The 24,024-nt window shown below is 62.0% G+C and carries 23 protein-coding genes and 1 pseudogene; 11 read left to right on the top strand and 13 right to left on the bottom strand.

Annotated elements, in window-relative coordinates; translation table 11 throughout:
• The first annotated feature begins 245 nt into the window (after nucleotides 1–245).
• From KP010_RS06185 to KP010_RS06175, 3 genes are all read left to right on the top strand, one after another.
• A complete protein-coding gene (locus tag KP010_RS06185; RefSeq protein WP_216280581.1) occupies nucleotides 246–602 on the top strand; it encodes a WGR domain-containing protein in 357 nt (118 codons plus the stop codon).
• Nucleotides 580–2,787, top strand: a complete 2,208-nt coding sequence (locus tag KP010_RS06180; RefSeq protein ID WP_253203820.1) for an ATP-dependent RecD-like DNA helicase — start codon at nucleotides 580–582, stop codon at nucleotides 2,785–2,787. The genes KP010_RS06185 and KP010_RS06180 overlap by 23 nt, the downstream gene beginning before the upstream one ends.
• An 87-nt stretch (nucleotides 2,788–2,874) precedes the next feature.
• A complete protein-coding gene (locus KP010_RS06175) occupies nucleotides 2,875–3,129 on the top strand; it encodes a transposase family protein (RefSeq protein WP_216280579.1) in 255 nt (84 codons plus the stop codon).
• A gap of 104 nt (nucleotides 3,130–3,233) precedes the next feature.
• On the opposite strand, the gene KP010_RS06170 is transcribed toward KP010_RS06175, so the two are convergent.
• Nucleotides 3,234–4,366, bottom strand: a protein-coding gene (locus tag KP010_RS06170) for an IS3 family transposase (protein ID WP_216280578.1) whose coding sequence is annotated in 2 segments (ribosomal slippage) — nucleotides 3,234–4,111 and nucleotides 4,111–4,366 — 1,134 coding nt in all. Because the reading frame shifts where the segments join, the coding sequence is not laid out codon by codon here.
• 259 nt (nucleotides 4,367–4,625) lie between these two features.
• On the opposite strand from KP010_RS06170, the gene KP010_RS06165 reads away from it, so the two are divergent.
• Complete coding sequence (locus KP010_RS06165) at nucleotides 4,626–4,886, top strand: hypothetical protein (RefSeq protein ID WP_216280577.1); 261 nt, start codon at nucleotides 4,626–4,628, stop codon at nucleotides 4,884–4,886.
• Nucleotides 4,887–5,118: 232 nt separating this feature from the next.
• Nucleotides 5,119–5,862 (top strand): SDR family oxidoreductase, encoded by a 744-nt coding sequence (locus tag KP010_RS06160; RefSeq protein WP_216280576.1) that lies wholly within the window; start codon nucleotides 5,119–5,121, stop codon nucleotides 5,860–5,862.
• A gap of 316 nt (nucleotides 5,863–6,178) precedes the next feature.
• Here KP010_RS06160 and KP010_RS06155 read toward each other — a convergent pair whose 3' ends face one another.
• From KP010_RS06155 to KP010_RS06120, 8 genes are read right to left on the bottom strand one after another with little or no spacing between them, the layout of a single operon-like run.
• Nucleotides 6,179–6,895 carry a M48 family metallopeptidase gene (locus KP010_RS06155; RefSeq protein WP_216280575.1) on the bottom strand — a complete coding sequence of 239 codons (717 nt, stop codon included), beginning with the start codon at nucleotides 6,893–6,895 and terminating at the stop codon, nucleotides 6,179–6,181.
• Nucleotides 6,892–10,107, bottom strand: a complete 3,216-nt coding sequence (locus KP010_RS06150; RefSeq protein ID WP_216280574.1) for a type I restriction endonuclease subunit R — start codon at nucleotides 10,105–10,107, stop codon at nucleotides 6,892–6,894. Before KP010_RS06150 ends, KP010_RS06155 begins: the two co-directional genes overlap by 4 nt.
• Complete coding sequence (locus KP010_RS06145) at nucleotides 10,104–10,952, bottom strand: HAD family hydrolase (RefSeq protein ID WP_216280573.1); 849 nt, start codon at nucleotides 10,950–10,952, stop codon at nucleotides 10,104–10,106. The genes KP010_RS06150 and KP010_RS06145 overlap by 4 nt, the downstream gene beginning before the upstream one ends.
• Nucleotides 10,945–12,396 carry a Shedu immune nuclease family protein gene (locus KP010_RS06140; protein ID WP_216280572.1) on the bottom strand — a complete coding sequence of 484 codons (1,452 nt, stop codon included), beginning with the start codon at nucleotides 12,394–12,396 and terminating at the stop codon, nucleotides 10,945–10,947. The genes KP010_RS06145 and KP010_RS06140 overlap by 8 nt, the downstream gene beginning before the upstream one ends.
• A complete protein-coding gene (locus KP010_RS06135) occupies nucleotides 12,396–13,607 on the bottom strand; it encodes a restriction endonuclease subunit S (protein ID WP_216280571.1) in 1,212 nt (403 codons plus the stop codon). Before KP010_RS06135 ends, KP010_RS06140 begins: the two co-directional genes overlap by 1 nt.
• The gene (locus KP010_RS06130; protein WP_216280570.1) at nucleotides 13,600–14,625 is read right to left on the bottom strand and encodes a virulence RhuM family protein; all 1,026 of its coding nucleotides are present in this window, start codon (nucleotides 14,623–14,625) and stop codon (nucleotides 13,600–13,602) included. The genes KP010_RS06135 and KP010_RS06130 overlap by 8 nt, the downstream gene beginning before the upstream one ends.
• On the bottom strand, nucleotides 14,618–16,135 hold the full coding sequence (locus KP010_RS06125) for a type I restriction-modification system subunit M (RefSeq protein WP_216280569.1): 1,518 nt from the start codon (nucleotides 16,133–16,135) through the stop codon (nucleotides 14,618–14,620). Before KP010_RS06125 ends, KP010_RS06130 begins: the two co-directional genes overlap by 8 nt.
• Nucleotides 16,132–16,737, bottom strand: a complete 606-nt coding sequence (locus KP010_RS06120) for a restriction endonuclease subunit S (RefSeq protein WP_216280568.1) — start codon at nucleotides 16,735–16,737, stop codon at nucleotides 16,132–16,134. The genes KP010_RS06125 and KP010_RS06120 overlap by 4 nt, the downstream gene beginning before the upstream one ends.
• Before the next feature lie 778 nt (nucleotides 16,738–17,515).
• Here KP010_RS06120 and KP010_RS06115 point away from each other — a divergent pair.
• On the top strand, nucleotides 17,516–17,656 hold the full coding sequence (locus KP010_RS06115; RefSeq protein ID WP_216280567.1) for a hypothetical protein: 141 nt from the start codon (nucleotides 17,516–17,518) through the stop codon (nucleotides 17,654–17,656).
• Between the two features lie 442 nt (nucleotides 17,657–18,098).
• Here KP010_RS06115 and KP010_RS06110 read toward each other — a convergent pair whose 3' ends face one another.
• Nucleotides 18,099–18,428 carry a low molecular weight protein tyrosine phosphatase family protein gene (locus KP010_RS06110; RefSeq protein WP_216281468.1) on the bottom strand — a complete coding sequence of 110 codons (330 nt, stop codon included), beginning with the start codon at nucleotides 18,426–18,428 and terminating at the stop codon, nucleotides 18,099–18,101.
• Nucleotides 18,429–18,679: 251 nt separating this feature from the next.
• Here KP010_RS06110 and KP010_RS06105 point away from each other — a divergent pair, with 251 nt between their 5' ends.
• The 4 genes from KP010_RS06105 (at nucleotide 18,680) to KP010_RS06090 (ending at nucleotide 21,592) form a co-directional block, all read left to right on the top strand.
• On the top strand, nucleotides 18,680–19,789 hold the full coding sequence (locus KP010_RS06105; RefSeq protein WP_216280566.1) for a tyrosine-type recombinase/integrase: 1,110 nt from the start codon (nucleotides 18,680–18,682) through the stop codon (nucleotides 19,787–19,789).
• A gap of 443 nt (nucleotides 19,790–20,232) precedes the next feature.
• Nucleotides 20,233–20,514, top strand: a complete 282-nt coding sequence (locus KP010_RS22660; protein ID WP_253203560.1) for a hypothetical protein — start codon at nucleotides 20,233–20,235, stop codon at nucleotides 20,512–20,514.
• Between the two features lie 173 nt (nucleotides 20,515–20,687).
• A complete protein-coding gene (locus KP010_RS06095; RefSeq protein ID WP_216280564.1) occupies nucleotides 20,688–20,954 on the top strand; it encodes a hypothetical protein in 267 nt (88 codons plus the stop codon).
• Entirely contained in the window at nucleotides 20,951–21,592 is a 642-nt protein-coding gene (locus KP010_RS06090; RefSeq protein ID WP_216280563.1) for a PIN domain-containing protein, read from the top strand. The genes KP010_RS06095 and KP010_RS06090 overlap by 4 nt, the downstream gene beginning before the upstream one ends.
• Before the next feature lie 134 nt (nucleotides 21,593–21,726).
• On the opposite strand, the pseudogene repC reads toward KP010_RS06090, so the two are convergent.
• A pseudogene (gene repC / locus KP010_RS06085) lies at nucleotides 21,727–21,891 on the bottom strand (replication initiation protein RepC); the annotation flags it as partial.
• Nucleotides 21,892–22,293: 402 nt separating this feature from the next.
• Here repC and KP010_RS06080 point away from each other — a divergent pair.
• Complete coding sequence (locus KP010_RS06080) at nucleotides 22,294–22,455, top strand: hypothetical protein (protein ID WP_216280562.1); 162 nt, start codon at nucleotides 22,294–22,296, stop codon at nucleotides 22,453–22,455.
• 8 nt (nucleotides 22,456–22,463) lie between these two features.
• On the opposite strand, the gene KP010_RS06075 is transcribed toward KP010_RS06080, so the two are convergent.
• Together KP010_RS06075 and KP010_RS06070 are read right to left on the bottom strand one after the other, a co-directional pair.
• The gene (locus KP010_RS06075; protein ID WP_216280561.1) at nucleotides 22,464–23,114 is read right to left on the bottom strand and encodes a nitroreductase; all 651 of its coding nucleotides are present in this window, start codon (nucleotides 23,112–23,114) and stop codon (nucleotides 22,464–22,466) included.
• A gap of 313 nt (nucleotides 23,115–23,427) precedes the next feature.
• Nucleotides 23,428–23,577 carry a hypothetical protein gene (locus tag KP010_RS06070; protein ID WP_216280560.1) on the bottom strand — a complete coding sequence of 50 codons (150 nt, stop codon included), beginning with the start codon at nucleotides 23,575–23,577 and terminating at the stop codon, nucleotides 23,428–23,430.
• Between the last annotated feature and the right edge of the window lie 447 nt (nucleotides 23,578–24,024).

Here is a 24,024-nt window from a genome sequence, read left to right as displayed (position 1 = left end):
TCCCTTCGGGTTTCTCGGGAAGGGCCGGAGGCCTCGAATCTCCCTTTTCCTTTCCCGAAACGCCGTCGGCAGACCGCGAGGCGGCCGCGCCGCAAGGGCGCGCGGAACGCGCGGGAGCTCAGCGACGAACCCTTGTCGGCGTGGGCGGCGCTAGCGGTAGCCATGTTCCCTCTTCCTTTGCTCCGGATTCCCATTCGTGATTCACTTGTGTGCGAATGCGAAGCGGGCGGGCGTGGAGGGCCGGCATGGCGGCGATGGACGAGATCGCGATCCTGTTGCAGGGCCGCAATGCGGAGGCGAACCGCCATCGGGCCTGGCGCGTCGAGGCGGGCCGCGATCTGTTCGGAAAATGGATGGTGCGCGTATCTTTCGGTCGGATCGGCTGCCGGGGGCGGACGTTCGCGCGAGAATTCGCGTCGGAGGACGAGGCGTGCGCTTATGTGCGCGACGGCCTGCGCCGCCGGAAAGGCGCCATTCGCCGCTGCGGCGTCGAGTATCGCGTCATCGACGCGTCGCCAGCGGCGCTGCCTCTTCTGGCGACGCTCAAAATATCGAGCGCCCCGAAGATATTCGAAGCGGCTGGGCCTCGCCGTGAAGCCTGAACGGCCATCGGCGGCCGCCGCGTCGCGGGAAACCCTCGTCGGCTCGGTCGAACGCGTGACTTTTCATAATGAGGAGAATGGGTTCGCCGTCCTGAAGGTCAAAGCGCGCGGCAAACGCGACCTCGTGCCGGTCGTCGGCCACGCCGCTTCGATCTCGGCCGGCGAATATATTCACGCCGTCGGCGTTTGGATCACGGATCGCACTCATGGTGTTCAATTCAAAGCGGATTTTCTGAAGACCACGCCCCCGACGACGGCGAAGGGCCTCGAAAAATATCTCGGCTCCGGCATGGTCCGCGGCATCGGTCCCAAGCTCGCCGCGAGAATTGTCGCCGCCTTCGGCGTGGCGACCTTCGAAACCATCGAAGCGGCGCCGGAAAGACTGCGGGAAGTGTCCGGGATCGGGGAGTTTCGCGCGACGCGGATCGCCGCTGGCTGGGCCGAGCAGAAGGCCGTCCGCGACATTATGGTGTTCCTGCACTCGCACAGCGTCGGGACGTCGCGCGCCGTGCGTATCTTCAAGACCTATGGGTTCGACGCCATTCGGGTCATGACCGAGGATCCCTATCGGCTCGCCCGGGATATTCGAGGGATCGGCTTTCGGACCGCCGACGCCATGGCCATGAAAATGGGCGTCGCGCGGGACGCGCCCCAACGTCTGCGCGCCGGAGTGTCGTTCGCGCTACAGGAGGCGACCGACGACGGTCATTGCGGACTTCCGGTCGAGAGCCTGCTCACGCTCGCGGTCAAGCTGCTCGATGTCGACAAGGCGCTCGTGCGAACAGCGCTCGATCACGAGCTCGCCGGCGCGGAAGTCGTCGGCGACACGATCGGCGGCGAGCACTGCATTTTCTTGCGCGGACTTCATACCGCCGAGCGCGGCGTCGCCGAACGGCTGCGAGCGTTGGCCGACGGCGCGCCGCCCTGGCCGGCGATCGACGTGGTAAAGGCCGCGCCGTGGGTCGAAAAGCGGACGGGAAAGACCCTGGCGCCGTCGCAGCGCGCGGCGATCGAGATGGCGCTCCGATCCAAAGTGGCCGTGATCACCGGCGGCCCCGGCGTCGGCAAGACGACTCTGCTCGACGCAGTTCTGCGCATATTGGTCGCCAAGGGAGTGAAAATTCTCCTCGCCGCGCCGACCGGCCGCGCCGCCAAGCGCATGGCCGACCAGACCGGCATAGAGGCGAAGACCATCCACCGTCTCTTGGAGGTCGATCCGAAATCCGGCGGGTTTCGTCGAGACGCCGACAATCCTCTCGACTGCAACCTGCTCGTCGTCGACGAGACCAGCATGGTCGACACGTCGCTCATCTATGCGCTCGTCAAGGCGATCCCGACGCCATCGGCGCTCCTGCTGGTGGGCGACGTCGATCAGCTGCCCTCCGTCGGACCGGGGCAGGTGCTGGCGGACATCATCGCATCCGGCGCGATCCCCGTGGCGCGTTTGACCGAAGTGTTTCGGCAGGCGGCCGAGAGCCGCATTATCGTCAACGCCCACAGGATCAATCGCGGTGAAATCCCGGAATTGCCGAGGCGCGGCGAGGATTCGGATTTCTGGTTCGTCGACGCCGAAGATCCCGAGAAGGGAGCGGCCAAAGTCGTAGAGATCGTTCGCGACCGCATTCCGCGGCGCTTCGGTCTCGACCCCATCCGTGACATACAGGTGCTCTGTCCAATGCAGCGCGGCGCGCTCGGCGCGCGATCTCTCAACGCCGACCTGCAGACAGCGCTCAATCCCGACCCGCCGGCGAAGGTGGAGAAATTCGGCTCGATCTTCGCACCGGGCGACAAGGTCATGCAGACCGAGAACGATTACGATCGCGACGTGTTCAATGGCGATCTCGGGACGGTTACGCGAATCGACGCAGTCGAGGGCGCGCTCGTCGCGAGCTTCGACGGCCGAGAGGTCGTATATCCGTTCGGCGAGCTCGACGCCTTGGTCCCGGCCTATGCAACGACGATACACAAATCGCAGGGCTCGGAGTATCCTGCCGTCGTCATCACGCTGGCCACCCAGCATTACACCATGCTAGCGCGCAATCTCGTCTACACGGCGGTCACTCGCGGCAAGCGCCTCGTCGTTCTTGTCGGTCAGCGCCGGGCGCTGGCGATCGCCGTGAGAAGCGGCTTTGGCAGAAAGAGATGGACGAAGCTGAGGGAGTGGTTGTCGGCCAGGGCTGTTTAGTTCTCTGATCTTTAGAAGGAGTTTCACGATTCCCATCGCGGCGGCTATGTGAATCTATAGGCGACAACCCGAATCAGAGGTTGTCGCATGCAGGTGTCGCTACTGGAGATTTTGCAGGAAATTCCGGATCATCGTCGTCGGGAGGGCAAGCGGTTCGATCTTTCGACTGTGCTGCTCTACGCGATCCTCGCCATGGTCGCCGGGGCCAATTCCTATCGGCAGATGCACGAGTTCATTCGCGCGCATCGTCTGCGATTGAACGACGCCTTCGGCCTGAAGCTGCCCTACACGCCATCCTACAGAGCTGGCCCCGCTTATTTGGACAGCGCCCCGCGGAAATAAGGTGGATCACTGCCGGGGTTTGCGGAACGCGGGGCTTTCGCGATTTTGTCGCGGCGTCGGGAGGGCGTAGCCCGACCAGAGGCGCGGCAAAATCGCGGCGACGATCATGCAGCCATCACAGCCTCGCTACAACCGAAATAAGCCTCGTCCGGCGTGCGGGAGTCGAGGCTCGAATGCGGGCGCCGCTCATTGTAAAAGGCCAGATATTTGGCGATCGACGCGCGCGCCTCGGACACGCTGTCATAGGCGCGCAGATACACCTCCTCATATTTGACGCTGCGCCACAGCCTCTCGACGAACACATTGTCACGCCAGGCGCCCTTGCCGTCCATGCTGATGGCGATTTTCGCATCGAGCAGCACGCTCGTGAAGTCATGGCCGGTGAACTGGCTACCCTGGTCCGTGTTGAAGATTTCGGGTCTGCCATGTTTTGCCAGCGCCTCTTTCAACGCTTCGACGCAAAACTCCGCCTCCATCGTGATCGATACGCGATGCGCCAGCACGCGCCGGCTCGCCACGTCGACGACCGCCGCGAGATAGACGAAGCCGCGCCGCATCGGGATATAGGAAATGTCCGTCGCCCAGACATGATTGGGCCGCTCGATCTTCATGCCGCGCAGGAGATAAGGGTAGATCTTGTGCCCTGGCGCCGGCTTGCTCGTGTTCGGACGCCGATAGATCGCGGCAATGCCCATCCGCTTCATCAGCGTCGCCACATGGCGGCGACCGACGACGACGCCCTCGCGCCGCAAAAGATCGCGCAGCATCCGCGCCCCTGCAAAGGGATGGTCGAGATGCAATTCGTCGATCCGCCGCATGAGCTTCAAATCCTCGACCGAGACGGGCCGCGGCTTGTAGTAGACCGAGCTGCGGGCGACGCCGAGCGCTCGCGCCTGACGGGCGATGGGGAGCTCGTGGCTGCGGTCGATCATCGTTTTACGCTCAGCAATCCCGCTTTGGTGAGCGCGCCGGACAAAAAATCATTGGTCAGCGTCAGCTCGCCGATCTTGGCGTGAAGCGCCTTCAAATCGACCGCCGCTTCCTTCGCTTCCGGCTTTTCGTGACCGAAAACGCCCGCCGCGCCTTCGAGAAGCTGGCCCTTCCAGGTCGTGATCTGGTTCGGATGAACGTCGAACTGCTGCGCGAGTTCGCTGAGCGTCTTCTCGCCCTTGATCGCGGCCAAAGCCACCTTCGCTTTAAACGCCGGGGAATGCGTCCGGCGGCTCTTCTTCGTCATCGAATGCTCCTGATTCGCAGCGAGAATCCTCGCCGCTGTCAGGCAGAAAATCCACTCAAGTCACTGTCCGAATTTACGAGGCCGGCTCTAATCTCCTGCGCGCCGACGGTTGCGACAACATCAGGAACGCCAGATGGCGCGCCGCTCTCGATATCCGAGCCGCCCTTGAAATAGCAGGGTGTCATTGAGAACTAAACGACCCTGGGTTGTCGGCGCGGTGATGCCGACCGCCGTCAGCGCATGAAGAGGCGCTCGAGAAATGCAGAGAATAAGCGCCTCGATGGCGAACGACAACAGAGCCGCGACAACGATCCCGGGATGCAGAGCGACAGGCGCCGATCGACAGGCGCAAGCGCGGGGACGGGAGATCGTGCGCCTCCACCAGACGCTGGAGGAGTGGCGAGATCGCCGACGGCTGGCGGACGCCGCGGGTTGGCCGGCGCTCGCCACGCAGGTCATCGGCATCGAAATCCGCGCGCTGGAGCGGGAGGTCGCCCGGCAAGCCCGCGAGTTGTTTTGAGGTCGCGCCGACGCGGATGCCGACTCCGGAATCCGACGGCACCGATCCGCGCCCGCTTCGACGGGCCCACGCCGATGTGCGACGGCCGACCACGGTCATGGGCGCCGGCGTCGGCGGCGCGTGTGGAGGGCGCGGATGTCGCCGAACGCGCGTTATGGAACCCTTATATTCCTCGCGATCGTAGGTGGCGGATGATCCGACCACATTTGCCGTCTTGCAAGGAGGCCCCCGAATGGATCTTCGGATACAGGACAGAACCGCTATCGTCTGCGGCGCCTCTCGTGGGCTAGGGATGGCCTGCGCCTTGGCGCTCGCCAATGAGGGCGTCCGTGTCACACTCGTCGCTCGTCGCGCCGAAGCCCTGCAGATGGCGGCCGAACGAATTGCTGAGGCGACGGGAACACAGCCCGGCTTCGTGGTCGCAGATGTCGGCACGGCGCAGGGGCGCGCTGCGGTCCAGGCGTCGAACGCTGATCCAGACATCCTCGTTACCAATGCCGGCGGCCCTCCGGCCAAAGATTTCACAGACCTGACGCTCGAGGATTGGGAGCAGGCGCTCGACGCCAATTTCCTGTCCGCGGTCGAGATGATTCGGATGTTTGCGCCCGCTATGCGTGCTCGGCGCTTCGGCCGGGTCGTCAACATCACGTCAGCGACAGTCAGGATGCCCGTCGAAAGACTCGACCTCTCCACCTCGACCCGACTAGCGCTGACCGGATATGTGGCGGGGGTCGCTCGACAAATCGCCAAGGATGGCGTGACGATCAATAATCTACTACCGGGAACTGTCATGACGGAACGACTCGCCGAGCTCGGGGCAACGGCGGATGCGCTGATAGCCCGTGTGCCCGCCGGAAGGGCCGGAAAGCCGGAGGAGTTTGGAGCTGCATGCGCATTCCTGTGCAGCGAGCAGGCCGCTTTCATCACCGGCCAAAACCTTCTTGTCGACGGAGGACTGTGCACGCTGACAATCTGATCGCCACGAACCTCCGTCGTCGAATAGAAGCGACACGGTAGCGATGACGCGCTATCGTCAGTTATTCGGCGCGCCAAGATTGGCCCCCAATCGGCGTGGAGGCTACAAGAATATACAAGAACAATCGACGGCTTGGTTTTGCGACCCTCGCCGATTAGGGGTCAAGGCGTCGAGCCGATTCACATTTGGACGAAGCTGAGGGAGTCGGCGTTCGCCTCCGAATAGCAGATCGACTCCTGCGGTCACGAGTGTAGGGAGAAAGTGGTCAGTTGGGAACCGCTAAGGACGCGGGGCAAGGGATTATCGGCTACGGCATTCACGCCATCCGCAGTTCAAGCCTTTGTTTGCGCTCGCGCCAATCCGGAAGAACACGATTCAAAATCTCAAAGAACTCCAACCCGTGATGCGGCACGGCGATGTGGCAAAGCTCGTGCGTGATTACGTAGTCGATCGCATCGGTCGGCGCTTCGATCAGTCGGCGATTCAACAACAGACGGCGTGATGGAGACATCGAGCCCCATCGCTGCCGGAGGTGACGAACGATCAACCCCTTGGGCCGAAAATCGTCGGGAGCAGGAAAGCGCAGAAGGTTCAATTCAAGGCGCTCGGCGAATTTGGCATGCGCGCGTTCGCGATACCACGCCTCAACAAGTTCCCTTGTGACCTCGGCGCGATCCGGCCTGTGAGTTTGCACCACGATAAGCCCGCGCGCGAGCTTCACCGAAGCCTGAATATGGAACACGACCTTCAACCGATACAGGCGACCGAGATAGAGATGCGTTTCGCCTGCCACATAGCGGCGATCCGGCGTGCGCGGCAGGAACTGATTGAAGTATCGCTGCTGACGCTGAATCCATGCAGCGCGCTTGCGCACCTTGGCTTCGATCGCCGCGAGCGGAGCGTTCCGCGGCGCAGCGACCACGACGGAGGCGTCGGGCTCGACAGCGATTTCCAGCGTTGTGCGCCCGCGGCGCACAATCGCGAATGCAATGCGGCTTTCACCATACTGGATGCTGTGACACTCTGTCGTCATCCTGGAAAGCGCGCCCGCGCGAGGTCCATGATCTTGAGTTCGATATCGTCCATCACCTCGACCGGCAATTCGATGCCGCGCTCATCGCGAAGCACGTCGAAGAAATAGTCGTCGATGGCATTGCGCATCTTGTTTTGGGCAATGTCGTTCGACCAGACATCAACGATGTGGTGGGCCTTTATGATGCCGATGATCGCGAGAGCAATCTCGGCGACCTCATCCCCTCGGATCTGCTTATCGTCAGCCCTCGCGAGCGTGCCTTCGAGGATGCCAAAGAATGCTTGGCCATCGTCATTGCCCTTGATGGCGTCCGGCACCGCACGGCCTCGGTCCTTGCGCGCGACCCTGCCCGCGAGGTCGAGCACTTTTTTAAGGTAATCTCGCTCCGAAATCCGCTTGGCCCGATAGTCGCGGATGGTCTCCTCCAGCAGCTCCGAGAAACTACGATAGAAGGTCGGGTCCTCGTCCATCTTTTCCGTGATGGTTCGCCGGGTCGCGCTGGCGATTCGGTCAGCTCGTGACGCCTCGGAGACGCCGGCTTCTTCCACCACGGCCTTCAGGGCGTCGGGGTCGTTGATGTTGACCATCTCGATGATCGTTTCGGCCGGCATGGCGACCACATGGTCGTCGAGCAGCTTCTGAATCTTGGGCTCGAATTCCTTGACGTCGACCGTTTCCTGATAGCGAAGCTGAACCGAGCGCCGCAGTTCGGAAAACTGCTTCCAATCGTGCTTCATGGCGTCGATCTTTGCCTCGGGGAAGACGTCGAGCAGCTTTTCCGATGACAGCGAAATATGCAGGCAGCGGCTGAACGCTTTCAGCCGTTGATAGAAATCGTGCCGAATTGCCTCGTCGGCCAGGAACTGTTCGAACCGCTCCATGTCCCTTTTGTTTTTAACGGGCTTGAACAGGTCCCAGAGCTGATCGTGCAACTGGGGCAGCTTGCGGATTTCCTCGCGAACATCATGGACCGTGCCGACGAGATCGGCGTCCTCGAAACCCTCGAATGCGCTGTATGCCGTCAGCGCGGTATCCAGTTCGCCGAGCAAGCCTTCATAGTCGATGATGAAACCGAATTGCTTCTCGCTCGCGCCATCCTCGTATAGCCGGTTCACGCGGGCGATTGCTTGCAGAAGGCTATGCTCGCGCAGCGGCTTGCACACATAAAGAACCGTGTTCCGCGGCGCATCGAAGCCGGTGAGCAATTTCGACACGACGATCAGGATCTCCGGATCGCCCGAACCTTTGAACGTATCGATGATTTGCCGATTATATTCGTCCTCGGTCTTGTAGCGGCTCATCATCTGCGCCCAGAACGCGCGCACGAGGTCCTTCGATTCCTTATCGACCTCTTCGTTGCCTTCGTTGTCATGGGGCGGCGAGATGACGATTTCGCTGGTGACATGCCCGATCTCGTCGAGCACCCGCTTAAAGCGAACGGCGGAAGCCTTGGACGGCGCCACGAGTTGCGCTTTGAAGCCGGTGCCCTGCCAGTGCTGCCGGAAGTGCTCGGAGATATCGAACGCCTTGGCCCGGATGGCCTGGCCGGTTTTGGACAGCGCGCCCATGCGTGAATACTTACGTTTAAGGTCGGCCTTCTGGCTGTCCGTCAGTCCTTCGCTGATCTTCTCGAACCACTTGTCGATTACGCCGCCGTTGACCTGCTGTTCGACCAACCGCCCTTCATAGAGCAGCGGCACGACGGCCCCATCGGCGACAGCCTCGTCGATCGCGTATTTGTGGACCAGACCGCCGAAGGTCGAGAGCGTGTTCTTGTCCTTCTTCAGCAGCGGCGTACCGGTGAAGCCGAGATAGCAGGCCTTGGGCAGAAGCCGGCGCATCCGGGTGGCGAACTGGCTGTGGCCGCCATAGTGGCCGGTTTGCGAGCGATGGCTCTCGTCGACCAGAACGAAGACGTTGGCGTCTTCGTCCACGTCCTCGGCGGCTTTGGCCGCCGTATCGAACTTGTTGATGATGGTGGTGACGAGCGGGCTCCGGTTGCGGATCAGCTCGATCAGGTGGGCGCCGCTGGTAGCTCGGACGGACTCCAGTTCGCAGGATTTGAACGTATCCTTGATCTGCTTGTCGAGGTCGTCGCGGTCGGTGACGATCAGGATGCGCGGGTTGGGGATGGCTTTATCCATTACCAGCGACCGGCCCAGCATCACCATGGTCAGCGACTTGCCAGAGCCCTGGGTGTGCCAGATCACGCCGCCCTTGCGCCTTCCGTCCAGGTTGGACTGGCGAATGCGCTCGACGGCCTTGCGGATGCCGAAGAACTGCTGGTGGCGCGCGATCTTGCGGGCGCCACCGTCGAACACGGTGAAGCGGCGGATCAGATCCAGCAGGCGTTCCGGCCGGCACAGCGCATGAAGGGCGCGGTCCTGCGCCGTAACGGCTCGCGGACCCTCGGCCGCCAGCGCCTCGAAATGCGCGCGGGCGAAGGCGAAGTCGCCCGAGAACACCGCCTCGGCCTCGGCCGCCGTCAGGGGGCGGTTGGCCAAGGGGGCGATAGTCTCGTCGCGGTCTTCCTCATCCCGCCACGTCTGCCAGAACTGCCGCGGCGTGCCGACGGTGGCGTAACGCGCCTCGACGCGGTTCATGGCCATGAGAAGCTGCGCGAAGTGGAACAGTTGCGGGATGTTGTCTTCGTTCTGATAGCCGATCAGTTGGCTGCCAGCCTTCTTCAGACCCTCGGTCGGCCGCTTGTTCTCGATCACCAGGAACGGGATACCGTTCACGTAGCCGACGATATCGCACCGCCTAGTCTGGGTGCTGGCCGTTCGCTCCACCGAAACTTCGGCTGACACGTGGAAGAAGTTGTTCGCCGGCGTTTCCCAATCGATGTAACGGAACGAGTAGGATTTGGAGTCCCCCTGGATCGTCTTGGTGATGGTCGTGCCGAGCACGAGGCCGTCATAAATATCCTGGTTCGTGCCGCGCAGTCCCTTCTGCCGATCCGGCGTCGGTTTCAGCCGGCGGATGGCCTCGTGCGCGTCTTCGAGATCGAAGGGATAGGTCCGGTCACGATAGGTAAAGCCGTTGATCTTCAGAAGCTGGTCCGCGAGGATGTCGTCAAGCACCACGTTGCGCAGGCGCGCGCCACGCAAGTGAATAGCCTGGGCCTGGGACAGCGGCTTGAACCCAAGCGCCACCAGCATTTGCAGCGCGGGAATCTGAGACTGATGCTTTTCGGCGGCGTCGAAGGTCATTGCGTACCGCCCGAAAACAGCCCGGAGAGCGCCGCCCGCGCCGCGACAGCATTGATATTCGCCTTGATGATGCGATCAAGATCGCTGCCGTCCGTGTAAATGGCCGGCGCGACGCAATGAACCCTGCCATCCTTGATGTAACGATCCGCCTTGCCGCGCGCGCCTTTGGTGTGGGGCTTGAAGACCGCCACGGAAAGACCACCCTGCTCCTTGACCAAACGAAAGCACGGGATGTCGGTCGAACCGTCGCCGATGAACACCATGTTCTCGAAGGGAACGGGTCTATCTCGCTTCTCGACGAACTGGTTGACCTTGCTGTTGTCGCTCAGGTCGAACGCACCCTTGTTGATCCGGAACAGATATTGCGTCTTGGTCGTGTAATTGACCGCCAGTGCCGGCCACGCGGCGACTCCGTTCTGGTCGAACATGAATTTTGACGCATAAACCTGAGCGAACTTGGACGCGATCGGCGTTCCAGCGAAAATCTCCGCATTCCCTGACGAGACGAGGTAATGCTCGACGCGCACGCCTTGCACTCTGCCATAGCCGGTGATGCGGTCGAACCACTCCTCTACCCCCTCGAATAGCTGGATGGTCTTGCCGCGCGCCTTGAAATCATCCCGCCGCACCGGAACGTTGGCCGCGTCGGCCTTGCGCAGCATGAGGTTCATGTATACCAACACCTCATCGGCCTGATGTTCCTTTGTCAGGCGTTTCACCTCGGCCCAGAATGCCGCCGGCTTCATGCCGATATCGGGCAGGAACTGATGCTCCTGCATGTTGCCGTCCGCCAAGGTGCCGTCGAAGTCGTAGGCGATTGCCATCTCGATGTGTTTTCTAGCCATTGGCATCGCCCTTCAATTCTTGCAGTTTGGCAGGCTCTTCGGCGGCCCGTAGAAAGACGCTGAGCTGCTTGAGTTTCTCGAGCAGCTCGTCGAACGTCACGATCTCCACGTCCTTGGAATTCCGTCGGAACAGCTCGAACGATTTCTTCTGGTCATCGCCTTCGGGCGTCTTGCCGATGACAAGGCAGCAATGCACGGCATAGGACTCGATATCGTAAAGCCGCGTATTGTCCTTGATCTGGGCGATCTGCTTTTGAAACTGATACTTCTGATCCAGCGCCTGATTGATCGATCCCGAGAAGTCGGTCGATGGTGTGAAAACACCATCGCGAAACGGCGTCTTGTTGAGGATCGAGGTCTGTGGCGTCTTGATTTCGAAGATCGCCGTGTTGTTGGTCAGGCTGTTCTTGACCAGAAAGTCGGTAATCTTCTCGCCATCGCCGGACAGCTTCCGGCCGCCAACCGAGGCTTGGTCGTGAACCTTGATGACGGGATAGCCGAAGGCCATGTTCAGGATGAACGGATTCTCGTTGAAGAAATCCTGCCAACGTCCTTCAACCAGCTTATCGCCGAGCATCTCGTCATATCGCTTGATCAGCGCTTCCAGCGTCACAAGCTCGATATCGCCGCGCAGCTTGGCGAGCTTCTCTGGCTGGCCCTCGGCAATGCTGGCGACGTGATTGCTTAGGGCGCCGATGACGGCGTTCTGATCTTCCTCGGACAGCTCCTCCTTGCCCTGCGCCACAGCGGTGAAGAGCTTTCGATAGGGGTGCCGGCCCGCCTTGGGATCCAGCTTCTGTACGCCAAGCCGTTCTGCGAAGATATTGTAGGCAGTCGTTTCTTTGACGGCACGCGCGGCGGTTTGAGCGAGGCTATCTATGCTGTTGATGGCGCGCCGCGCGTGCTCGAAGTCTTTATTTGAGATGTAAAAAAGTTGACCGTCGTTTGGGTCAGGACCCGTGGGGTATTCGGCGGTGATGACGATCTCGGTGCAATCCGACAGCTCTTCCACTGCATCGATAATGAATCGATATGGCTTCGCCAAGCCGAGCCCATAAGCGTAGTCCTTGGTGAAGGCGGATGGCAACTCTTCGAGAACTTCCAACACACCTTCGGGCGTCGTCGGCACGCCGCCATCGTCGCCGCCACGAAAGACGATGTCCGTGCCATCGAGCGTGATACGCTCGATTCGGCCATATTTCGGTTTCAGGAAATCGGGCTTGTCTCCGAACGTGCTGATCGGATGGATGGACAGGAACGTGTCCTGGCCATTGATTTCCAGCAGCTTGGCCCGGTAGCTCTTCGCCCGCGTCGGATCGAGTCCTGCCGCAAGCAAGCTGTGCTCTGGGGGCACGAAGTAGACCTCGACGAAGTTCGGATGATACTCTTCAACCTCGAGGGTGCCATCGCGCGCGGGGTCATGTTGCCGGAAGCCGAGTGCCATCAGTTGGCCTCCACCTTCACGCGCCATTGGCCCGTCAGCAGCTTCTGCATCAGGCCGCGTTTTTGGAGGTTGACGACTTCGATCTGTGTTCTCAGCACCGCGCTCTCGGCGGCAAGGGTGTCCAGCAGATCCGCTTGCTTTTTCTGATCCTCGGTGGGTGGCAGGAAAACCTTGATCTTCGAGAAAGCTGGAAACTTCAGGTTCCAGGTGTCGCTGGTCAGGCCCTGGGAATAGCGCTCGAAATCGAACACCATGCGCGGCGATTTGAAGAGGTGGGCCGCGTAGCGTCCGACTATGCGCTTTGTGACCGGCGTGACGACCGTGTAGGCGGGGCTGACGATGCCACGCAACGTGGACAGACCCGACACGCCCTGCCACATGCGCATCGTGTTGTAGCCAATGTCGCCGGGCAGAATGAGCTTGTAATTCGACTTGTCTTCCATCGATGTGTCTTTGCGGCCCACGTCGTCGCGATCGATGACGCCACCGGACATGGTGATGCTGAGTAACCGGTCGCCTTCCCCTCCCGATTGGCTACGCTCATGAAATACATTGCCGAGTTCAAATTCACGCCATGTATTCGGACGGCCATTGTACGTAGGATGGCAAGGTTCGAAGAACCGCCGCGCGAGCGCCTTGTAGCGGTTTTCGTTCGACGCCCGCAGCGCCTCCAGCTTCTCGATGGCCTCCTCCCAGGTGCGCAGGATTTCGGCGATCTTGCGCTGTTCGGGGAGTGGGGGAAGAGGAACTTGAATTGATCCAATGGCATCGGCATTAAGCCCCGGCATTGTTCCGCCGTGTGCGCGACGCTCCAACAGCCGTCGGATCTCCGCCGATTCAAGAAATTTACTTACAAACGATGGCTCCGCAACAGACCTATCGAGTACAATCCGCATCAACCGCGGGTTTATGATTCCCGGCTCTGCCGCAGAGGGTACAAGAAAAACATTACCAACAGTGCCCATCATTGTTATAAGGATATCGCCAGGCTCAACGGCGCAGCTCTTAAGCTTCTCAAACATATGTTTCGAAATATAATAACGTTCAGCATCGAGGTTTCCGCTGACGACTTCTTGCTGCCCATATACTTTAAAGCCGGATTCGACATAGCTGTCTTTTGTGACAGCAGATCCGAATGGCCCCGCCTTCAACACTGGTCGCGATTTGCCGCCAAGCTCGTCGAGGCGGCGCCATGTCCAAGCACTATTCACGCTTGCCCCCCTTCGTCCGCCCCTTCGTGGCTTTTTCCATCTCCTCCAGCCGTGCGATGTCCGCTTCATCCGCCGCCAGCGCCTCCGCCGCGCGCCGGTTGGCGTCGAACACCTCGAACCGGTCTGCCGCCAGCTTCTGCGCCACATCCATCCGCAGCCGCCCGGCATGGGTCAGCACGTCGCGTTCGTTGAAGGACAGGAAGGCGTCGAGCTTGTCGGCCCATTCCGCCATGGTGATCGGGCGGCGGCGCTTGGCCTGGTCCTCGGCATAGTCGAGATACATCACGACGATGCGGTTGAGCTCCTCGACTTCCTCGGCCTTGAGGTAGTTCTTGGCGGTGCCGACATCGCCCTTGCGCACGACCGAGCCTTTCCAGCTGGTCAGGCCCATATTGGGGGCTTCCGGGTCGCTGCGGCTTTCGATCAGTTCGGCGGCCGTCTTGCCGGTGACCGCCCAGAGCATCTTGTTTTGCACCTTCTTGAAGAAGGCCTGCGCCTGCTCGGACGTCTTGTCGTAGTCGATGGCCGTCGCGTAGAGGTCGCGCACCTTCTGGTAAAAGCGCTTCTCCGAGGCGCGGATGTCCCGGATGCGGGCAAGCCACTCGTCGAAATAGTCCCACTGCTCGGCCTGTTTCAGCCGGGCGTCATCCATGGCGAATCCCTTGACTAGGTATTCTCGCAGGACGGTAGTGGCCCAGCGGCGGAACTGGGCGCCGCGGGCGGAGCGGACGCGGTAGCCGACGGACAGGATGACATCGAGGTTATAAGCGTCCACCTCGCGCTCGACCTGCCTGGCGCCCTCGGTTTGAACTATCCGGAATTTCCGGATAGTTGCCCCGGGGTCACACTCCCCCTCGGCGAAGACGTTGCGGATGTGCTCGTTCACGGTGCGCACATCCTTGTCGAACAGCTCCGCGATCTCCCGCTGGCTCAGCCAGACCGTGCCACCGACGGCCCGCAGGCCGATGGTCGCGGTGCCGTCCTCGGTGCTGTAGAGGATCAGCTCGCCTTCAGACATCGACGCCCAGCTCCTTCAGGTAGCCGGCCATGCGCCCGCGCACCTCGGCCAGCTCGGCCTCGATCGAGTTGATCTGCTTCTGCAGCGCGGCGACGTCGATTTCCGCCTCCGGCTCGAAAGTGTCCACGTAGCGGGGGATGTTGAGATTGAAGTCGTTTTCCGCGATTTCTTCGAGGCTGGCGCGGTGCGAATATTTTTCCACCTCCGCCCGCGTGGCGTAAGTTTCCAGCACGCGGGCGATATGGGCCTCGTCCATCACGTTCTGGGTCTTGCCGGGCGAAAAATCCTTGCTGGCGTCGATGAACAGGACATCGCGGCGGGACTCGTTCGGGCCGCCCTGCTCGCGGGAGCGGTCGAAGACCAGGATGGCGACCGGGATGCCCGTGGTGGTGAACAGGTTGGCGGGCAGCCCCACCACCGCGTCGAGCAGGTTCTCCTCGATCAGCGCCCGCCGGATGCGCCCCTCGGACCCGCCCCGGAACAACACGCCATGCGGGACGATGACGGCCACCCGGCCGCTCTGGCGTTTGGCGATTTCGACCATGTGGGTGATGAAGCCGTAATCGCCTTTGGACTTGGGGGGGATGCCACGCCAGAACCGCTTGAAGGGGTCGGTTTCCGCACCCTCCGCGCCCCATTTGTCGAGGCTGAAGGGCGGATTGGCCACCACCACATCGAACTTCATCAGGTGATCGCCCTCGACGAGGGCGGGGCTGTTGAGCGTGTCGCACCATTCGATACGCGCGGCGTCCTTGGCGTGGAGAAACATGTTCATCCGCGCCAGCGCCCAGGTGGCGCCGTTCACTTCCTGGCCATAGAGGGCGAAGTTTTCTGACCCGACCTCCTCGGCCGCGCGGATCAGCAGCGAGCCGGACCCGCAGGCTGGATCGCAGATGGTGTCCCCCGGCTTTGGCGCCGCCAGTTTCGCCAGCAGGCGGGAGACGGCGGAGGGCGTGTAGAATTCGCCGGCCTTCTTGCCGGCGTCGGAGGCGAAGCGCGAGATCAGATAGATGTAGCACTCACCGATGATGTCCTCGGTGACGCGGCTGGGGCGCAGGTCCATCGCAGGCTTGGCGAAGTCCTCGAGCAGGTTCTTGAGGCGGCGGTTGCGATCCTTGACGCGGCCGAGATTGGCTTCGGAGTTGAAGTCGATGTTGCGGAACACGCCTTCGAGCTTGGCGCGGTTGGTGTCCTCGATCCGCTCCAGCGCCATGTTGATGCGCTCGCCGATATTGGCCTCGTTCCGCGCTTCATACAGGTCGTAGAAGCTGGCGCCTTCGGGCAGGACAAAGCGCTCCCGCTCCAGCCGCCGCCTGATGCGCGTTTCGTCGCCGCCATACTGCTTGCGGTAGGACTCGAGGTGATCGTTCCAATGGTCGGAAATGTATTTCAGGAACAACATCACCAGGATGTAGTCCTTGTACTGCCCGGCATCGACGACGCCGCGGAAGGTGTCGCAGGCGGCCCAGGCCGTCTGGTTGACCTGTTGCTGGGTGAGCTGATCGTTCATCGCGGCGTCCCTTTTTTCGTCGCGCTGGTGCGCTTTCTGCCCGCTCGCTCGACGAGGATCAGGCTCATCATCTTTCTTCGCGCTTCGGCGGCGCGCTCCGTCAGCTCCCGCTCCCGCTCAGCCAGCGCATCGATGGCGACGATTCGTCTCTGCGTCTCGACATCCGGGATGTCGAGTTCGAGGTCGTCCAGGCTGGATCGGGGGATCATCCGGATATTCGTGCCGCGCGCGGCGGCGTCGAAATGGCGCTGGGCCGGGGCTTGGTTGATCGCCCATGCCAGATACGCGGGGAGGACGACATCGGGCCTAGGCCGCAGCACCATCAGGGGGAGCACCGCCAGAGCGGGCTCTCGCAGGCGTTCGTCCAACGCCGAAGCCGTGTTGCGCTCGCCCCGGGAGCGGAACACGATGTCTCCGGCGCGCACGAAATACCGGTCGGGCAGGTCGTCCAGATGGACGCGCGTCAGACGCTCGGGATCGACAGTGCCTTCGGGGGAGATGTCGCGCAGCTGGATGGCAAGCACGCCTCCGGCAGCCGTCGGCTCCAGTCTGCCGCGGGCGGTGTAGCCCGTGTGGATGGCGCAGGCGTCTGCGAGTCGCATTGGGTCCGTCTCTGTAGAACTGCCTACAGATAGAACGAGGCTGACGCCTGTGTCAATACGCTGTAGGCTGTTCTACAGCGGAATGTAACTGCGGTGGCCTTGCAGGAGAACGCTCGCTGCGCCCCAACGGTAATCGTGAGAGGCGCGTGAGCGCCCCCGCCGCAATGCGAGCAGTTGTGCGACGGATGGGTGTCGCTAAAGGCCTCGGCGATGAGGTGGCTTTACCGCGCAGCATCGGACTCCCATCGGAGAGATGCCTGCCAGCAGCACCCCAGTTCAGCCGCGCGGCGAGAACGGAGTCGACCGCCCATAGGAATGTCCGCGCCGGCGCGCCCGGCGGGCGTCGCCTTTGCGAGGAGCTCACAGTCTGCGCGGCCGCGGAGAGCGGACGCGCATCGGCGGGCAGCGACGCTGCAACGGCGGCCCAATTAACCTTTGGCGGTACCAGCTGCATGGCGGCGGCGAGCCTCGCGCCGTCCAGCGCCGGACCGCGCGCCGAACCACGCCAAAGCGCGAGCAAGGTGCCCGCCCGGCGTCAGCGCGTCAGCGCCGGGCGCGGCGAGGCAGAGGACGGCGCGCAGCGCCGCCTCGTCCTTCCGCACTCCGGCGATCATGGCAGCGGCGGCCGCGGCGCCGCAGCGCGAGCGGGCGTCGCCACGCGCCGACGAAGGGCGGCGCGGCTCGAAACGCCTGATCGAGCAGCGCGAGGCCGACGCCGGCCGAGAACGACGCGCCGCGGGGCGCGATCTGTGCCAAACGCGAAAACACGACATCTGCCATGCTGTTATGCGACGTCTCCGCCGAACCGAACCGCCCCGGCGCGCCGCTCGACGCGCAGGTTTCCCACAACGACAGCGGTCGCATCGTCGGACTCGAATCGGCGCATCGCGGAATCGTAACCGACGGCGACGCTTTGTGATGCAACTTCGAACACAAAGCGCCGCGCCTGTCGGTCTCGCTCTACGTCCGATAATCTTTAGCTTATCGGACATCATGGGGTCGGCCCGGAAAATCGCGAGCTTCGGTCGCATTTCTTGGCCGGGCGCCCCGGAAAAATCGAATTCAGGCGTCGGATTTTCGCGCTCCGTCGCTGGACCGGCTTCGCGGTTCATCGGTGGACTGGGGCCGACGAAGCCCGGAAAATCGACGAGCCGAGCTCTCGAGAGCAGCGCGGGCGGACGCCGACCTTCGTCCGCTCATGGAGTGCGGGTCCGGCAATGAACCGCGAGCCCAAATCGCGGAAAGCCGGGTAAATCCAGTCTACTCACGAAGCGTGAGGGACAGGGCCTTCGCCGCCGGTCGCGGCGCTCGGGCGCGTTCCGAGGCGTCGGACGTTTGCGTCCGCCTTCCGGCTGGCGCTTTCAGCCGGGCGGGAAATGCCGACCGAGCCTCGTTTGCAGCAGTTTCACCAACGTCGGGTCCATGAACTCGAACTCGTCCGGAATGTCGAGGCAGATCAATCGTTTGCCTTTTAGCGCCGAGCGAAACCGCTTCTGCACCTTGGAGCGATGAGCCTTTTCCATGACCACAACCACATCGGCCCAGGCGACCAGTTCGGAAGTGAGGGGATTGTCGGCGTCGTTGTTCGTTCCGGCCGACGCAACTTCGAGGTCCAGCCGCGACGAAAAAACCTGTTCGGCGGTAGGGCTGCGGAGACGGTTCTGACTACATACGAATAGAACTTTTTTCATATAGCGAGTCTTCGGCGTCGAGGCCGCCATCTTAATTCCAATGACCGGCAGCGGGAACCGTCGATCCAGCCCGAACGCGATCGTCGAGGCGACTGCCGCCCAGCAGTCTCGGCGGAGGTCCGAGCGTCCGGCCGGCAGGGGCGCAAGTTCCTTGCGTAGGCGCGAGATGCCGTTTCATTCTGGCGCTCGAAGCGCGAATCATCGACGCGGGACGCCCATTCGTCGTCCGCTTTCGCGCTCGAGACCGAGACATGACCGAAGCAGACGACGTCATCATAGACGGGGATTTGCCGGACGCTCCGCCGGCGGCGGCCGAACGGAGCGTTTCACCTCATCTCGCGGCGCTCGGCCAGAAGGCCAAGGATTACGCGCGCAACGCCCGCGCCGAGAACACCCGTCGCGCCTACGAGTCCGACTGGCGGCAATTCTCGTCCTGGCTCCGCCGCCAGGGGCTCCCCGCCGAGCCCCCGGATCCGCAGATCGTCGGCCTCTATCTCGCGGCGTGCGCGGATGGAAAGAAAGGGGGAGCGAGCGCCGTCTCCGTCGCGACGCTGGAGCGCCGCCTCTCCGGAATCTGCTGGCGTTACCGCCAGCTCGGCGAGCCCCTGGACACCAGCGATCGTCACATCTCGACCGTGCTGGCCGGCATCCGCCGCGCCCATGGGCGGCCGCCCGTGCAGAAAGAGGCGATTTTCGCCGACGATCTGCGCGCCATGCTCGCCGTGCTGGACAACGACCTGCGCGGGCTGCGCGACAAGGCGATGCTCGCAATCGGCTTCGCCGGCGGCCTGCGCCGCTCGGAAATCGTCGGGCTCGACTGCGGGCCGGACCAAACCGAAGACGGGTCTGGCTGGATCGAAATCTTCGATCGGACGACCGCGACCACCGGCGACGAACGAGCGCCGTCCGCCGCGACGAGCGACGGCGGCCTGCTGCTGACCATCGACGGCAAGACGGGCTGGCGGGAGGTCGAGATCGGCCGCGGCTCCTCGCCGGCCACCTGCCCGGTCGCCATGCTGGAGACCTGGATGCGGCTCGGCCGGATCACCCACGGCCCCCTCTTCCGCGCGATCACGCGCAAGAACGGCGGCGTCGGCGCGGAACGCCTGACCGACAAGCACGTCGCCCGCCTGGTGCAGAGAACCGCGCTCGCCGCCGGCGTTCGCGGCAATCTCCCCGAAGGCGAGCGCAAGCTCGCCTTTTCCGGCCATTCGCTGCGCGCCGGTCTCGCCTCCTCTGCGCAGATCGAGGAAGCCCACGTCCAGCGCCACCTCGGCCATGCCAGCGCCGAAATGACGCGCCGCTACCAGCGCAAACGCGATCGCTTCCGCGTCAACCTCACCAAGGCCGCCGGGCTATAGCAGCTTGGTGCCTCGTCATTCCGTCGGCTCCCGATTACGGGCGAACCGGGCCACTCTCGGCCGCCCGTCACGAATCACGAAGTCCATGCGAGCGTTCTGATTTTTCCTTCACCTCGGCGGTCAGCGGCCGTCACGCAATCTCGGAGGATGGGATGGGATTGAACGAACCTCCCCGAAAGCCCCCGCCGGATCCACGTCGAAAGGTTCGCTTCCGCGAGGCCGCGCGCGACATCGTCGCCAAGGACCGTTACGACCGCCGCTATGGGCGCGCGGTCGACACCGCCGGCGCCATAGCCCGCGCTCTGGAGCGAGCCTACCGGGAAGGTTTCGCGGACGCACAATCGGAACCGCGAGCGCCCGACATTTCAACGGAGTCGGTCCCCGGAGCGATCGAATGGGCGCTGATCCCGCCGAGACCGCGAAATGCGCTCTGGAGCATCTGCTTGTCCATCTGCGGACGCGTCGACGCCCCAGGGAGCGGCGGTTATTTCGTCCCTGTCACGACCGTTCGCGGAACCGCGGGGTGGAGCCTGTTTCTGCCGAAGCGCGACTTTTATGAAAAAGAGCTCGGCGAACGAACGATAATCCCGCTCGTTCGTCTGGGCCTTCTGGAACTGGCCGCGGACGAGCCTTCGCGCCTCCTCCTCTCAACACGTGGCGAGGCGACCTGGAGGCGTTTCCTCGAGCGTGGCGGCCGATTCCCAGAAGATCTGAGCAATATCTGATCCCTTCCGCTTCAGCGTCGCCGCAGCTTGCAGATCATTTGAAATGCCCTAGATCAAATGATATCGTTCATGCTTCCAATACAGAAACAGCCATGCCCAAAGCCCTATCCGCCACGGTCCCAGACCCCCTCGAGGCCCGCGCACGCGCCATCGCGACGCAGGAAAACCGCTCCTTGTCTAACGTCGTCGAGAATGCGCTCGGCGTCTTCACCGCCCTACCCAAGGACTTGCGTGATCAGCTGGTCGCGCGCCTCGCGATCGGCGGCCCAGACGATCCCGGCTTTCGCGAAGCCAGCCATGAAATGATGTTCGTCCTCGCGCGCAGACGCTACGAGGAAGCCCGTGACGCGCTCGCCAAGTCGATCGATGAAAAGGCCATCGATCCCGCGCTGGCGCGTCTCGATGATTGGCGCATTGACGCGGAACCGACAGCGCCATGAAGGGAGCGTCGCCGCTCCGGATCGTTCTGGATGTCAACATCTTCGTGAGTGACATCATCGGCCGAAGCCTCGGTCGTAGAGGAACGACCAGTCAGAAACTCGTCGACGCCATGCTCGCCGGCAAAATCGGCGATCGACCAGCGCAACTCGTTATCTCCCTCGCCATGCTCGAAAGCTTTCGAGGCGCGCTGCTTCGTTTGCGCGCTCCGACGGCTAGCATCGAGTCGGCAACCGAGGCGCTTCTCGACCTCACCCGCAATGGTCCTGACAGACTGGACCCTTATCTCCTGCTCGATACGGGTCATGCCGCATTCTCCATGCAAGATCGCGAGGATGCCGGGGTGTTGGCAATCGCTTTCGCGGCGAACGCCGATCTCCTCGTCACCGATAATCTCGCGGACTTCGCAACCAAGGACTGCGTCTCCATCGAAACTTCACAAGCTCGCCACGCCGATGGGTCGGAACGCCAACTGTCTTGTCAGTTCCACCGCTCACCAACCGGTCGAGAATTGGTCGTCGCACATCCGCTCGACGTCGCCGCTCGAATGGCCAAAGGGCAAGCAGTGACCTTCGATGATCTGACCGAAGCCGCTGAATCGATCTTCGCACGTCGCGACAGCGGCATCCCAAAGAATTGAGCGCGGGACGCCCGTTCCAAATGCGATGATCCCCCGCTCCGAAACATTCTCGAGCGGCGCCTGAGCCAGTCGCCATATCGATCGTGCGCCACAAAGCGGTGGTTGCGTCAGCGGCTCGAAACAGCCAGCCGATCTCACCCCGCCGCTTTTCTTTCGCGCGCCGCCTTCGCGGCCTTGCCGCGCAACAGCGCCATCAGCACCGGCCCGAGCGAGAACTCCCCTGCCCTCGCCTTCTCGGTCAGAACGCGGAGATAACCGCCAGCGCTCTTGATCTCATCGCCGCGTTGCAGAATCGCCGATCCATCAACCTTGTTTGGGTTCTATGCTCGGGTTCAAGCGTTTCCGACATGCTGCGATCACGATCGCCGACGTCGAACTCATGCCTCGCATCAGAAAGGGCCAATTCGCGCTGAGCAGATTTAGAGCCGCCGGGACAACTGCGCCCGAAATCTGAAACGGGGTGCTGGCTGCCTGACCCTCATGAAGTGCCAGCCCCCGTCGCACGGCCATCCGCAAAATTTGCACCGCAACCTATGGCGCGGCAATCTGGATGAGAAGACTCTCACCTTGTTTGGCGCGCGGCAGCAACCGCCTCCTTCTCCTCGCTAAACTTCGTTGGCTTCTTCCGCTTTTGCATAGGCTCGCCTTTCTCAAAGAGGCGACCTCAAACTTCGAAATTTACGTATTCCCCACGATGTGGCATGCTCTCGTTACTGCATATCGACAAGGCGCTCGGGCGAACCGCGCTCGATCACGAGTTGGCCGGCGAGGAAGTGTTCGGCGAATCGATCGAGGGCGAGCACTGCATTTTCCTGCGCGGACTTCATATCGCGGAGCGTGGCGTCGCGAGCGCGGAAGGCTGATTTCAGGATCAAAGGTCGAGGAAGACGACATGATCCTTCGCCTGCTCGCGGGCGATCTCGAGCCGATTAGCAGGAAATTCCGGGTCGGGGTAACCGACGGCAAGGCCGCACAATATCAAGTAATCAGCCGGGATTGACAACTGTGTACGGATAATCTCAGGGTAACCTGTGACCGAGACTTCGACACAGCTGCCAATTCCGCGTTCGGTAAGAGCCAACAGCAAGGTCTGCAAGAACATTCCCACGCCGACAGCGTCTATGAGACCGAGGTCGTGGTGCATGCAAACGATGCCCGCCATTGGTGCTTTGAAAAATTCCCAATTGCGCAAAACAGCGGCCGCATGCCCCGCTGTGTCGGTGATCGGAATCCCCATCGCTCCATAGACTTGCGCCCCTAGTTCACGGCGGTAGTGTTGAAACTCCTTGGGCAAAGTCGGAATGTCAGGCGCCGCGCTTCGAGCCGCATGGAGCAAGGCAGCGGTGAGGCGATCGCGCCGCGCTGCTGATGCAAATACTAAATGCCACGGCTGGGTGTTCGAATTTGAGGGCGCATGCTGCGCCAAGGCTAGCGCCTCATCGATCAATTCGCGCGGCACCGGCCGTGATAGAAACATTCGCGTCGAACGCCGCTCTCTAATTGCCTGATCGAGGTCCAGCATCGCATCTTTTCCTACCGCAGTCTTCGCCACCGCCAGCTTCCGTCCATAAGCCCTTATCGCTGTCGCGTAATTGGTCCGCCCGAATTGGACCGAGAGCCCGTTGACGGAGTTTATGTTCACGATGCGCCCAAATCGTCTCTCGCGCATCGTCTCGATCACGGAGCTGTATATATTTTGAAGCAGCCGCAAAGATCGATGTCGATCACCGCACACCATTGCTCGCAGTCAAATTGGGGGGGGCGCGAGTGACGCCCGCATTGTTGACCAATATCTCGATCGGACCGATCGCTTGTGCAGCGTCCGCTACGCCGTGTCAGCAGGCGTAGCGTTCCGCCACGTCCCATACGGTCGAGATCCCCTTGCGAAGCGCCACCACTTCCCGCTCTTTTCCGAAATAGGTCGCCGCGACCCCATAGCCGAGCTGGGCGGACATTTTGGACGGAGTCGCGCGGATGCTAGTCACGCCGCCCGTCTCGACCGCTGCACCGCATGGGCACCTCCTCCACTTCTTTGACTTTCGATGGCTGCTTCCCCCTGGCCCAAGCTGTCCATCGCGTCACCGAGCACCGGACCTCTTCGCGTTAAAATGGGGGCATCCTCTCAAATCGGCGAGCGAGGGCCGAAGCGCTCGGGTGCCGCCATGTCCGTCAAGCGCATTATCGCGTTGCCCTTAATGGCGCCAATGCAATAATGTATATTATCAACCTATTACGCGAAACTTGAGTTGCCCCTTGTTTGAGAAATCGCTCTTAAAGGCACCATGGAATCGGCACCCAATTGCTCTTAAAGCACAAATTCCTGGCGCAAAAAGTTGTTCACCGGCGAACCAAATATTTTCGCGTAGCTTCAACACGTTGGCGACCATTCGGGCTAAAACCGAGCGCTGTTATCAACGATTTCTCTCGCAAAT

Source organism: Methylosinus sp. KRF6 (assembly GCF_018887255.1).
GTDB lineage: Bacteria > Pseudomonadota > Alphaproteobacteria > Rhizobiales > Beijerinckiaceae > Methylosinus > Methylosinus sporium.
The sequence above is the reverse complement of the archived record's forward strand: the minus strand, read 5'-3'. Positions and strand labels throughout refer to the sequence as shown.